At 73.6% G+C, this 12,210-nt stretch carries 11 protein-coding genes; 8 read left to right on the top strand and 3 right to left on the bottom strand.

All coding sequences use genetic code 11. The annotated features are described in order from the left end of the window. Window positions 1–705: 705 nt before the first annotated feature. Window positions 706–1,047, top strand: coding sequence for a hypothetical protein (locus ACFPCY_RS35665; protein WP_378262845.1), 342 nt, complete (start codon window positions 706–708; stop codon window positions 1,045–1,047). A gap of 130 nt (window positions 1,048–1,177) precedes the next feature. Here the strand turns inward: ACFPCY_RS35665 and ACFPCY_RS35670 are convergent, their stop codons facing one another. Then, a complete protein-coding gene (locus ACFPCY_RS35670; protein ID WP_378262847.1) occupies window positions 1,178–2,146 on the bottom strand; it encodes a phosphoribulokinase in 969 nt (322 codons plus the stop codon). A 233-nt stretch (window positions 2,147–2,379) separates the two neighbouring features. Between ACFPCY_RS35670 and ACFPCY_RS35675 the strand changes: the two genes are divergently transcribed. After that, window positions 2,380–3,036, top strand: a complete 657-nt coding sequence (locus ACFPCY_RS35675; protein ID WP_378262849.1) for a response regulator — start codon at window positions 2,380–2,382, stop codon at window positions 3,034–3,036. Then, on the top strand, window positions 3,033–4,154 hold the full coding sequence (locus tag ACFPCY_RS35680) for a GAF domain-containing sensor histidine kinase (protein ID WP_378262851.1): 1,122 nt from the start codon (window positions 3,033–3,035) through the stop codon (window positions 4,152–4,154). The genes ACFPCY_RS35675 and ACFPCY_RS35680 overlap by 4 nt, the downstream gene beginning before the upstream one ends. 6 nt (window positions 4,155–4,160) lie before the next feature. Here ACFPCY_RS35680 and ACFPCY_RS35685 read toward each other — a convergent pair whose 3' ends face one another. Beyond that, window positions 4,161–5,333 (bottom strand): saccharopine dehydrogenase family protein, encoded by a 1,173-nt coding sequence (locus ACFPCY_RS35685; RefSeq protein WP_378262853.1) that lies wholly within the window; start codon window positions 5,331–5,333, stop codon window positions 4,161–4,163. A 71-nt stretch (window positions 5,334–5,404) separates the two neighbouring features. Continuing rightward, the gene (locus ACFPCY_RS35690) at window positions 5,405–6,268 is read right to left on the bottom strand and encodes a LysR substrate-binding domain-containing protein (RefSeq protein ID WP_378262854.1); all 864 of its coding nucleotides are present in this window, start codon (window positions 6,266–6,268) and stop codon (window positions 5,405–5,407) included. A gap of 90 nt (window positions 6,269–6,358) precedes the next feature. Between ACFPCY_RS35690 and ACFPCY_RS35695 the strand changes: the two genes are divergently transcribed. The 5 genes from ACFPCY_RS35695 to ACFPCY_RS35715 all read left to right on the top strand — a co-directional run bounded on the left by ACFPCY_RS35695 (window position 6,359) and on the right by ACFPCY_RS35715 (window position 12,155). Next, window positions 6,359–7,786 carry a form I ribulose bisphosphate carboxylase large subunit gene (locus ACFPCY_RS35695; RefSeq protein ID WP_378262856.1) on the top strand — a complete coding sequence of 476 codons (1,428 nt, stop codon included), beginning with the start codon at window positions 6,359–6,361 and terminating at the stop codon, window positions 7,784–7,786. Further along, the gene (locus tag ACFPCY_RS35700; RefSeq protein ID WP_378262858.1) at window positions 7,786–8,205 is read left to right on the top strand and encodes a ribulose bisphosphate carboxylase small subunit; all 420 of its coding nucleotides are present in this window, start codon (window positions 7,786–7,788) and stop codon (window positions 8,203–8,205) included. Before ACFPCY_RS35695 ends, ACFPCY_RS35700 begins: the two co-directional genes overlap by 1 nt. Beyond that, on the top strand, window positions 8,202–9,134 hold the full coding sequence (gene cbbX / locus ACFPCY_RS35705) for a CbbX protein (protein WP_378262860.1): 933 nt from the start codon (window positions 8,202–8,204) through the stop codon (window positions 9,132–9,134). The genes ACFPCY_RS35700 and cbbX overlap by 4 nt, the downstream gene beginning before the upstream one ends. 81 nt (window positions 9,135–9,215) lie before the next feature. Beyond that, on the top strand, window positions 9,216–10,970 hold the full coding sequence (locus ACFPCY_RS35710) for an alpha/beta hydrolase-fold protein (protein ID WP_378262862.1): 1,755 nt from the start codon (window positions 9,216–9,218) through the stop codon (window positions 10,968–10,970). A 279-nt stretch (window positions 10,971–11,249) separates the two neighbouring features. Continuing rightward, window positions 11,250–12,155 carry a proteasome assembly chaperone family protein gene (locus tag ACFPCY_RS35715; RefSeq protein WP_378262864.1) on the top strand — a complete coding sequence of 302 codons (906 nt, stop codon included), beginning with the start codon at window positions 11,250–11,252 and terminating at the stop codon, window positions 12,153–12,155. Window positions 12,156–12,210: the final 55 nt, after the last annotated feature.

Genomic DNA, 12,210 nt, shown 5'->3' on the forward strand with positions numbered 1-12,210 from the left:
CGGTCGCAACTGGTTATGGCCGTCGCGCGGTTGTAATGCTCGCTCGGGCGTGCGACGGCACTGAACACGGTCGCTCGCACCGCGATCGTCCCCGCGCGGTCGCGCCTTGGGCGTCGCCCCGCGCGGGGGCGCGCGTTACGGTCGCGCGGTTGCGCGTGCGGGGGCGCGCTTTGGGGGTGGTCTCGCGCGGTCGGTGGTGCGGTCGCAACTGGTTATGGCCGTCGCGCGGTTGTAATGCTCGCTCGGGCGTGCGACGGCACTGAACACGGTCGCTCGCACCGCGATCGTCCCCGCGCGGTCGCGCCTTGGGCGTCGCCCCGCGCGGGCGCGCGCGTTACGGTCGCGCAGGTGCGCGTGCGGGGGCGCGCCTTGGGGGTGGTCTCGCGCGGTCGGTAGTGCGCTCGCAACTGGTTACGGTCGTCGCGCGGTTGTAATGCTCGCTCGGGCGTGCGATGGCGCTGGCGACGGTTGCGGCGTCGCGTCGCGGTCGTTCGGGCGGAGTCGCGCGGTCGTGTCCTTGGCTCGCGCGATTGTTAGGCGGCCGTGGCGGTTGCGCGGTTCTCCCGGTTGTGCGGGGGCTTCGGTTCGCGGGCGCGCGGAAGCGGGGGGTTGGGGCTCTTGGTGGTTGCGGGAGGGGCGGCGGGTTCGCACACTTGACCTGTAGGCCGGGCGGACCGTCCGGCCCGCGCGTCCGTTGGAGGTGTGATGCCCTGCTTCCGGTGCGGGGCGCGGCAGACGGATCCGGGGCGGGGCGCCAGCCCGTGGCGGCGCGGGGTCCTCGCCGACCACCAGGTCCTCGTCTGCCCGGCCTGCCAGGCCGCGGACGGGTGGGCCGACGCGCTCGACCACTGTCCGTCCTGCGGATCGGCCGCCCTGGTCTGCCGCCTCGGCGATGTGGAGTGCCGCGAGTGCGGGCACACCCGCGAGGCCGTCCGCGAGGAGGAGGCCCGGCCCGAGCCGGTGAAGGCCGCGCCCTCGGCGAGTCCGGGGCTCTCGGAAGAGGTGGCCGCCGCGCTGGACCGGGTGCTCGGCCGTCCGCCGGCCTGAAAGAGACCTCCGGCCTGAAAAAGTCCTTGGGAAAGGGAGAAGGGCGGGCGCTTCCGCGCGCGCCCGCCCTTTCGCGACTCGCGCGGCCCAGCGGAAGGATGACTGGGGCCTCCCCGCGCGATCGCGAGCCCTAGGCCAGTGCTCTCACCTCGCCCGTCTGGCGGGCTTCGAGCAGGTGGTACAGCAGCAGGAGCTGGGTGATGGCGAGCGGGTCGCTGGTCCCGGCGTCGCCGACCTTGCCGAGGGCCTCGGCCGAGAGGCCGGGACGGTCGGCGAGGCGGTCCCAGAGGGCGTTCTTGACGATCGAGGACTCGTCCGAGCCGACGTAGCCGTGGACGTGCAGCGCGTCCACGGGACGGCCGTCGGTGTCGCGGTGCAGTCGCAGGTGCAGGGCGGTGTCCCGCTGGTGGCGGGCGGCCTCGGCGATGACCGGGGCGAGTTCGGGGTGGTCGATCGTCGGGCGGAGCAGGAGCTCGGCCGAGAGCGGGCCCGGACGGCCCGGGACGGGCGCGAACCGGACGACGATGTCGGCCCAGCGGCGCTGCGGACGGACGAACGCCGCGCTCTCGGGCTCGCGGCGGGTGAGCTCCGCGCGGACCTGCTGCTCGGTGTAGCCGCGCCGGGAGCAGTCGCGGTCGATCTTCCAGGAGTGCCGCAGGTCCTCGGGCGGGTCGAGGTAGACGGTGATGTCGAAGCAGGCGCGGGCCATCGCGGTGTGCAGCGGCAGCAGGCCCTCGACGATCACGAAGTCGCGCGGCCGGACGAGCTCGGGCCGGACGAGCCGTCCGGTCGAGTGGTCGTAGACCGGCTTCAGGACGGGCTCGCCGAGCGAGAGCAGCTGCAGGTGCTGCTCCATGATCTCGATGTGGTTGCAGTCGGGGTGGAGCGCGGTGAACGGCTTGCCCGCCCGCTCGGCGCGGTCGTAGCGGTGGTAGTCGTCCACGCACACGGCGGTCATCCGGTCCGCCCCCAGACACCGTACGAGCCCCCTGGTCAGTGTGGTCTTGCCCGCCGCACTGTCGCCCGCGATGGCGAGCATGACGGGCCTGCGGCCGCCGCCGCGGGCCGCGCGGAGCATGTGCACGATCCGATGGGGCACGGGTGTCCCTCCGTCCGCCGGTGTTCTCTTGTGTGCCCGCGACGCTAGGCCGGACGGCGCGGCGGATCGTCACCCGAACGGGGGAGCGCGGGGGTGAGGCGGCGGGGGAGGCGCCCGCCGGTGCAGGGGGAGGCGCCCGCTGGTGCGGGGGGAGGCGCACCCCGGGGAGGGGGGAGGCGGTTCGGGCGGCCCGGTGGCTACTCGTCGGTAGGCGTGGTTGTTATCGTGCCGGAATGGGCGTCCCCGTGCGCGTCGTCCTCGTCGACGACCACGAGATGATCCTCGCCGGGCTCTCGGCGATGCTGGCGGGATTCGCGGGCCGGGTGCGGGTGGTGGGCCAGGCGGGCACGGGCGCGGAGGCCGCGCGGCTGGTGACCGCGCTGCGCCCGGACGTGGCGCTGCTGGACGTCCGGCTGGGCCCGGAGAGCGGCCTCGACCTGTGCCGGACGCTGACCCGGCTCGTCCCGGAGACGCGCGTGGTGTTCCTGTCGGTCTACGACGACGAGCAGTACGTGTTCGAGGCGCTCCGGGCGGGCGCGGCCGGGTACCTGCTCAAGCGGGTGGACGGGCCTGAGCTCGTCCGCCGCCTGGAGGAGGTGGCGCGCGGCGAGACGGTGATCGATCCGACGCTGGCGGGCCGGATGGTCGTCACGGCGGCCCGGCTGACGCGCGGCGAGTTCTGGCCGGGCGCCGACCGGGGCCTGACGCAGCGCGAGAGCGAGGTGCTGTCGCTGCTGGTCACGGGCCTGTCGAACCGGGCGATCGCGTCCCGGCTCGTGCTGAGCGAGGAGACGGTGAAGAGCCATCTGCGCGCGCTCTACCGCAAGCTGGAGGTGACCGACCGGTCGGCGGCCGTGGCGGTCGCGCTCCGCGAGGGGCTGTTCCGGTGACGGCCCCGGCGAGCGCGCCCGGGGCGCTGGAGCTGCTGGCGGGGCGGGGCGCGGACCTGCTGGCCCGGATCGTGGCGGTGGCCTGCGGCGACCGCGAGCTGCCGCGGATGGCCGACGAGCTGGCCGCGCTCGTCGTCCGGACGGCCCGCGCGGTCGCGTTCTGCGACGTCTACGTCCTGGACGAGGACCGCCGGACCCTGACCGCGGGCGGCCGGACCGTCCCGCTCGGCCGCGGCGTCGTGGGCTGGGTCGCGGCGCATGGCAGGCCCCGGCGGCACGCGGACGGGCGCGGGCTGGCCGTCCCGGTCGTCAGCGGGCCGTTCGTGATCGCCGTGGTGGACGTGTCGGGCCCGTGCCCCGAGGACGACGCGGCGCTGGTCGGGGCGCTGGCGGAGCTGTTCGCGCCCGTCCTGTGCTCGTGCCGCAGGCTGCGGACGGCGCGGGAGCGCGAGCACGCGGCCGAGCGGTTCGCCGAGCGGGCCGTGGAGGCGCAGGAGGCGGAGCGGACGCGGCTCAGCCGGGAGATCCACGACGGGATCGCGCAGCGCCTGGCCAGCCTGGGGTTCCACCTGTCGGCGGCGCAGGAGGCGCTTCCGGAGCACCACCCGGAGGCGCTGGAGCGGATCGCGTCCGCGCGCGAGCTGTGCGATCTCGCGTCGGCCGAGACGCGCGCGGCGATCGGCGGGCTCCGGCCGCCCGTCCTGGACGACCTGGGCCTGTCGGCGGCGCTCGCGGCCCTCGCCCGCGACGCGACCGGACGCGGCGCCGGCCTGGACGTGTCGGTCGTGGTGGCCGGCGAGCTGGACGAGCCGCCGCCCGAGCACGTCCAGACCGCGCTGTACCGGATCGCGCAGGAGGCGGTGGGCAACTGCCTGCGGCACGCCGGCGCGTCCCGGCTTGACCTGCTCCTGGAACTGGAACGCGACCGCGTGCGCCTGGTCGTCGGCGACGACGGCCGGGGCTTTACGCCGCACCGCCGCCGCCCGGCGTCCTACGGGCTGCGCGGCATGGTCGAGCGCGCCGAGCTCCTGGGCGGGCGCGTCGCCGTCGTCAGCCGTCCGGGCGGCGGGACGCGGATCGAGGCCGTCGTGCCCGTCGCCCCGTCCCGCTCACCTTGACGACTCTCAGGACGTCTCGACGACCCGGAAGGTCAGCCCGGCCTTGACGAGCCGGTCGATCAGAGCGTTCCCCATGGCCTGCGCCGTGGTGACCTGCCCGGCCGTCTTGGGAAGGTCGTCCTGGGCGAGGCACAGGGCCGACTCGGCGAGCATCTTGGCCGTCTCGTCGTAACCGGGGTCGCCGCCGGACACCTCGGTCACGACGCGCCGTCCGCCGCCCTCGCCGACGAAGGTGACGTTGAACCAGTGCCGGGCGCGGCGCTCGGCGGACGGTCCCTCGCCGGGCGTGCCGAGCTTCAGCAGCAGCGCCCGGGTCGGCGGGAGCTGCGCCGCGACCATCACCGCGCCCGCGCCCACGGCGATCGCGGCGGCCAGCGGAAGCCGCTTGACGGCGAGGAAGTGGCCGAAGGTGAAGTCCGGCCCGTAGCGGTCGAGGGCCGTGGCCGAGCGGGTGACGATCTGCGAGTCGATGACCGGCAGCGGGAGCGTCCAGCCCGCGCGGGTGCGCGGGATCGGGCTGCGTTCGAGGCCGACCTTACGGCCGCCGGACGGCTTCGGCTCCACGCGGCGGCGCTCCCGCTCGGCTTGGACCATGCCGCGGACGTCGGCGAAGATGCCGACGGCCGAGTGCAGCGTCCCGCCCGAGAACTGCGCGCTGACCCGCAGGAACGCCTCGACCCGCAGCGGCACGCCCTCGGGGAGCTGCTGGACGGTGAAGTACGTCCCCAGGTCGGACGGGACGGAGTCGAAGCCGCACGCGTGCACGAGCCGCGCGCCCGACCGGACGGCCTGGTCGTGGTACTTCACGTACATGCGGTCCACGAAGGTCGGCTCGCCGGTGAGGTCGACGTAGTCGGTGCCGAGCCGGGCGCACGCGGCGACGAGCGGCTCGCCGAGCCGGACGTACGGCCCGACCGTGGAGATGACGACCTGGGTGGCCGCGGCGACGCGCTCGATCGACGCCTCGTCGGAGGTGTCGGCCTGGAGCAGCGGCAGGTCGGCGAGCGCGGGATCGATCGCGGCGAGCCGGTCCCGGACCTTCTCCAGCTTGGCGGTGCTGCGTCCGGCGAGCGCCCACCGGAGGCCGGATTCGGCGCGTCCGGCCAGGTACTCGGCGGTCAGCCCGCCGGTGAACCCGGTCGCGCCGAACAGGACGAGGTCGTACGTGCGGTCGGTCATGGCAGCGTCCCTTCCCACGAGTACGAAACTCGATTCTGTCGGATCCGCCGTGCTTTCGCCCACTCGGGGGGCTAGGCGGTCCAGCCCGCGGCGTCGAGCAGGAGGTTCACGAAGAGCCGCGTCGTCGGGGTGGGTGCGGGACCGGCGACGGCGTGCCAGGGACGGTCGAGCGGCAGCCCCGGAGCGGGCACCGCGACCAGCCGTCCGGCCGCGAGTTCGGCGCCGACGGCGTCGCGCGAGACGAGCGCGACGCCGAGCCCCGCCGCCGCGCCCGCCACGACCGCGCCGTTCGACCCGAGGACGAGCCGGGGCGGCGCGGCCCGGTGTTCGGCGAGGTACTCCTCCGCCGCGTCGCGGGTGCCGGAGCCGAGCTCGCGCATCACCCACGGCGTCGTGTCGAGGGAGAACGCGTCCGCGACGGCCGGTGACGCGACGACGACCAGCGAGTTCGGACGGCGCGCGAGCACCAGCGCGTCCAGCCCGGACGGCGGACGGCCCGCCAGCACCAGGTCGGCCGAGCGCGAGGCCAGCAGCTCCCACACCATCCGGCGCGGCCCGACCGAGAGCGTCAGCTCGACCTCGGGGAAGCGCGACCGGAACGCGGCGAGCGCGCCCGGCACGACGTGGTCGGCGGCGGTCGTCACGGCGGCGAGCCGGAGCGGCCCGCGCGCCGGGTCGGCCGCGCCGCGCGCCGCAGCCCGGCCCTGTTCGAGCAGGCCGAGCACCTGCCGCGCGTAGGAGACGTAGACGTCCCCGGCCGGCGTGAGCCGGACGCCGCGTCCCTCCCGCCGGACGAGCGCGACGTCCAGCTCCCGGGCCAGCGCGGCGACGGACGCGGACACCGCCGACTCGGTGACGTACAGCTCGCGCGCCGCGCCCCGGACCGAGCCCGCGTCGGCGAGCGCGACCAGCGCCCGGAGCCTGGATTCAGTCATCGCTCAAGTATCAGCCGGAAACACTTGATGGACAAGGCAAGTGTCGGCGGGCGACCCTCGGAGCCGCACCCACCCCGAGAGGAGCTGCGGATGAGCCGTTGGTCGGCGGGCGTGATCCCGTACGCGGAGATGGGCTACTGGAGGCCGGACTACGAACCGGAGCCGAGCGACGTGCTCGCGGCGTTCCGGATCACCCCGCAGCCGGGGGTCCCGCCGGAGGAGGCGGGCGCGGCGGTCGCGGGCGAGTCGTCCACGGCGACCTGGACGGTCGTGTGGACCGACCGCCTCACCGCCTACGAGCAGTACCAGGGCAAGTGCTACCGGGTGGAGCCGGTGCCGGGCCGGGAGGGCGAGTTCATCGCCTACATCGCCTACGACCTGGACCTGTTCGAGGAGGGCTCGATCGCGAACCTGACGTCCTCGATCATCGGGAACGTGTTCGGGTTCAAGGCCCTGAAGGCGCTGCGGCTGGAGGACATGCGGATCCCGCCGCACTACGTCAAGACGTTCCAGGGCCCGGCGCACGGCATCGTCATGGAGCGCGAGTACCTCGGCAAGTTCGGGCGCCCGCTGCTCGGCGCGACGGTGAAGCCGAAGCTCGGGCTGTCGGCGCGCAACTACGGGCGCGTCGTCTACGAGGCGCTGCGCGGCGGCCTCGACTTCACCAAGGACGACGAGAACATCAACTCCCAGCCGTTCATGCGCTGGCGCGACCGCTTCCTGTACTGCATGGAGGGCGTGACGCGGGCGCAGGCGGCGACCGGCGAGGTCAAGGGCCACTACCTGAACGTCACGGCCGCGACGATGGAGGACATGTACGAGCGGGCCGAGTTCGCCCGCGACCTCGGCTCGGTCATCGTGATGATCGACCTGACCGTCGGCTACACCGCGATCCAGTCGATGGCGAAGTGGGCGCGGCGCAACGGCGTCCTGCTGCACCTGCACCGCGCCGGGCACTCGACGTACACGCGGCAGAAGACGCACGGCGTGAGCTTCCGCGTGATCGCCAAGTGGATGCGGCTGGCCGGGGTGGACCACGTCCACGCCGGGACGGTCGTCGGGAAGCTGGAGGGCGACCCGCACACCGTCGCGGGCTTCTACGACACGCTGCGGCTCGACCGGATCGCGGCCGACCCGGTGAAGGGCCTGTTCTTCGACCAGGAGTGGGCGTCGCTGCCGGGGACGATGCCGGTCGCGTCCGGCGGGATCCACGCGGGCCAGATGCACCAGCTCCTCGACCACCTGGGCGAGGACGTCATCCTCCAGTTCGGCGGCGGGACGATCGGCCACCCGATGGGCATCGCCGCCGGCGCCGCCGCGAACCGCGTCGCGCTCGAAGCGATGATCAAGGCGCGGAACGAGGGCCGCGACTTCCGCGCCGAGGGGCCGGACATCCTGCGCGCCGCCGCCCGGCACAGCCGCGAGCTGGACGTCGCGCTCGCCACCTGGGGCGACGTCACCTTCGACTACGAGTCCACCGACACGCCCGACGTCGTCCCGACCCCTGTGAGCCTCTGATGCGCGTGACCCAGGGAACCTTCTCCTACCTGCCCGAGCTGACCGACGACGAGATCGCCGCCCAGGTCGCGTACGCGCTGGACAACGGGTGGCCCTGCTCGGTCGAGTTCACCGACGACCCGCACCCGCGCAACTCCTACTGGGAGATGTGGGGACTGCCGATGTTCGACCTCGCCGACCCGGCCGGTGTCGTGTTCGAGGTGAACGAGTGCCGCCGCGCCTATCCGAACCACTACATCCGGCTGAACGCCTACGACGCCCGGTACGGACGGCAGACGACGGCGCTGTCGTTCATCGTGCAGCGGCCGGAGACCGAGCCGGGCTTCCGGATCGACCGCGAGGAGACGTCGGACCGGCGCGTCCGGTACCGCGTGCACCCGTACGCGCTCGACCGTCCCGAGGGCGAGCGGTACGCATGACGACCTTCGACATGCGTCCGGTGGCCGGAGAGGAGGAGCGCGGGCCCGAGCCGCTCCCGCCGGACGCCCGCGTCGACCTGGCCGTCGAGCGCGGCGAGTCCCGCGTGGACGAGGTGCTCGACGGCCTGGAGACCGAGCTGGTCGGCCTCGCGCCGGTGAAGACGCGGATCCGGGAGATCGCGGCGCTGCTGCTGGTGGACCGGGCCCGGGCGCGGTTCGGCATCGAGTCGGGCCGTCCGAACCTGCACATGTGCTTCACCGGGAGCCCCGGCACCGGGAAGACGACGGTGGCCGTCCGGCTGGCCGAGCTGCTGCACCGGCTCGGCTACGTCCGGCGCGGGCACCTGGTCTCGGTCACCCGCGACGACCTGGTCGGCCAGTACGTCGGGCACACCGCGCCGAAGACCAAGGAGGTGCTGAAGCGCGCGATGGGCGGCGTGCTGTTCATCGACGAGGCGTACTACCTGTACCGGGCCGAGAACGAGCGCGACTACGGGCAGGAGGCCATCGAGATCCTGCTCCAGGTGATGGAGAACCAGCGGGACGACCTGGTCGTCGTCCTCGCCGGGTACCGGGACCGGATGGACGCGTTCTTCGCGTCCAATCCGGGGATGAGCTCGCGGATCGCCCACCACGTGGACTTCCACGACTACGACGTGTCCGAGCTGGACGCGATCGGGCGGCTGATGCTGGAGCGGGACGGGTACCGGCTCGCCCCGCAGGCCGAGCCGGTGTTCCGGGAGTACCTCCAGCGGCGGCGGGCGCAGCCGCGGTTCGCCAACGCCCGGTCCGTCCGGAACGCGATCGAGCGGGCGCGGCTGCGGCACGCCAACCGGCTCGTCGCGTCGCCCGGGCCGGTCGGCCGCGCCGAGCTCACCACGTTGACGCCGGACGACTTCCTGGGCAGCCGCGTCTTTCGTGATCCCTAACTTTCGTGACAGTCGAAACGAATGTTCCTTGTGGGGGGATTCATCCCTCGGAAGATCAATCCCCCCACAGGAGGTGGGCCCATGCGGGCTCGGCTCGCCGGCGCGCTGTGCGCCGTGCTGCTCGTGGTGACCGGGACGACCGCGGCCGGGGTCACCGGCGACGGCCGGCTCCGGTTCGCCCTCACCCTGGCGCCGTCCGCCGCCCGGCAGGCCGGCCGGTCCGCCGTGGACGGCCGCGCGTACGTGATCGTCTCGCGGAAGGGCGCCCCCGAACCCCGGGACCAGATCGACATCACCGGCGGCGTGCCCTTCTGGGGCCGGAACGCCGACGGGGTGCGGCCGGGTCGCCCGATCGTCCTGGACGGCGGCGGCGGAACCTACGGCTATCCCCTCAAGAGCCTCGCGTCGCTGCCCGCCGGGCACTACTCGGTGCAGGCGTTCTTCAACACCTACGACACCTTCCGGCGCGGCGACGGCTCGACCGTCAAGATGCACATGCCCTGCGGCGACGGCATGGACCTGTTCCACTCGCCCGGCAACTTCTCCAGCACGCCGCGCTGGATCGACGTCGACCCGCGCCACCCGCGCACGGTCGGCCTGACGCTGGACCGCCTGATCACGCCGTCCCAGCCGGTCCCTCCCGGTGGGACCTGCCAGCAGGGCAACCCGGCCGACTCGGCGCACGTGAAGCACGTCAAAATCCAGAGCCCGGCGCTGTCGAAGTTCTGGGGGCGGCCGATCTTCATCGGCGCGAACATCCTGCTCCCGGCGGGGTACGACCCGAACGGGACCGTCCGCTACCCGGTCGAGTACCACTTCGGCCACTTCACGACCAACGCCCCGCGCGGATTCCGCGAGGACGGCGGCAACGCGTTCTCCAAGTGGTGGCTCTCGGACGCCGCGCCGCGCTTCATCGTCGTCGAGATCCGCGAGGAGAACCCGTTCTACGACACGTCCTACGCGGTGGACACGCCGAACCTCGGCCCCTACGGGCAGGCCACCACGCGGGAGCTGATCCCGGCGATCGACGCGCGGTTCCACACCATCGCCGCGCCGTACGGACGCCTGACCAGCGGCGGCTCGACCGGCGGCTGGATGGCCCTCGCCAGCCAGATCTTCTACCCGGACGTCTACGGCGGCGCGTTCGCGGGCTACCCGGACCCGGTGGACCTGCGCCGCGAGCAGATCGTCAACGTGTACGACGACGCCAACGCCTACGACACCATCCGCGAATGGGACCGGACGCCGCGTCCGGACAGCCGGACCGTCCCCGGCGACACCAACTACGTCAACGCCCAGGAGAACCTGTGGGAACTGGCGCGCGGCGACCGGGACCGCTCGGGCGGCTCGTGGGCCATGTGGGAGGCGCTGTACAGCCGGCGGGGCAAGGACGGCTACCCGGCGCAGGCGTGGGACAAGCGGACCGGGGCCATCGACCACTCGGTCAGCGCCGGATGGAAGGCGATGGACCTGTCCGCCAAGGTCGCCGCCGAGTGGCCGGCGCTCGGACCGAAACTCCAGGGCCGGGTGTTCCTCTATGTCGGCGACACCGACACCTACTTCCTGAACACGGCCGTCGAGCTGTTCCAGCAGCGCACGGACGCGCTGACCAACCCGCCGTCCGGGTTCACCTTCGTCTACGGGCGGGCCAAGCCGCACGGCTGGTCGCCCTACACAGCGCAGGAGTGGTTCCAGATCTACGCCGACTACGTCGCCAAGCACGCGCCCAAGGGCGTGGACGCGTCCGCGTGGCGCGGCCCGCGGGTCACGCCGCGCCTGAACGTCTCGGGAGGTGAGATCGTCCCGGCCGAGAAGCACGTCGGCCTGCCGCGCTGACCGAGGCCCTCCGCGGCACCGCCGCATGTGAGCGGCGCACCGCCGTTCGTCACCGGCACCGCTGCCCGGCTGGCGGCGCGTTGCCGTTCGTCGCGCCGGACGGGCCGTCCGTCCCTTTGCACGGTCCGTCCGGCGCTGTGTACCGTCCGTTCGCCGTATCGGTCCCTCGATCCCGTAACGGGCCGGTGTGGAGATGCGATGACGATCACACCGCGCGGCGGGATGAGGGGCCTCATGTCCTAGTGTTGGGACGACCGACAGGAAGATGTGGGGGAGAAGTTGCTGAACCCTGAGGACCTGTACGAGCTGGACGGCGACCTGCCCGAGATGACCGGGCCGGTGCTGCTGCACAGCCTCGACGGCTTCGTGGACGCCGGGCAGGCCGGCCAGCTCGTCCGGGAGCACCTCCTCGACTCCCTGGACGGGCGGGTCGTCGCCCGGTTCGACGTGGACGCGCTGCTCGACTACCGCGCCCGGCGGCCGCTGATGACCTTCGACCGGGACCACTGGTCCGGCTACGAGGCGCCCGAGCTGGTCGTCCGGCTGCTCCGCGACGAGGTGGGCACGCCGTTCCTGATGCTGACCGGCCCCGAGCCGGACCGTCAATGGGAGGGCTTCACCGCCGCCGTCCGCGCCCTGGTGGAGCGGCTCGGCGTCGCGCTCACCGTCGGCTTCCACGGCATCCCGATGGGCGTCCCGCACACCCGCCCGGTCGGGCTGACCGCGCACGCCACCCGGCCCGAGCTGATCACGCGGACGTCCTGGTTCGACCGGGTGCAGGTGCCGGGCAGCGCCGCCGCGCTGCTGGAGTACCGGCTCGGCGAGCACGGCCACGACGCGGTCGGGTTCGCCGTGCACGTCCCGCACTACCTCGCCCAGTCGGGCTACCCGGCGGCCGCGGTCGCCGCGCTGGAGGCCGTCGTCGCGGCCACCGGCCTGGTGCTGCCGTCCGACGCGCTGCGCGAGGCCGCCGGACGCACCGACGCCGAGATCGCCGAGCAGGTCGCGGGCAACACCGAGGTCGAGAAGGTCGTGAGCGCCCTGGAGCAGCAGTACGACGCGTTCGCGGGCGCCGCCGAGCGCGAGTCGCTGCTCGCCGAGCGGCAGGACATGCCCACCGCCGACGAGCTGGCCGCCCAGTTCGAGCGCTTCCTCGCCGAGCAGGACCGTCCCGACACCCCCTGAGCGGGATGCCGGGCCGCCCGGCGTCCCGGCCTGGACGGTCCTGCGCTCACGGGCT

The sequence above is a fragment of the Actinomadura gamaensis genome (assembly GCF_042652125.1).
GTDB classification, from domain to species: domain Bacteria; phylum Actinomycetota; class Actinomycetes; order Streptosporangiales; family Streptosporangiaceae; genus Spirillospora; species Spirillospora gamaensis.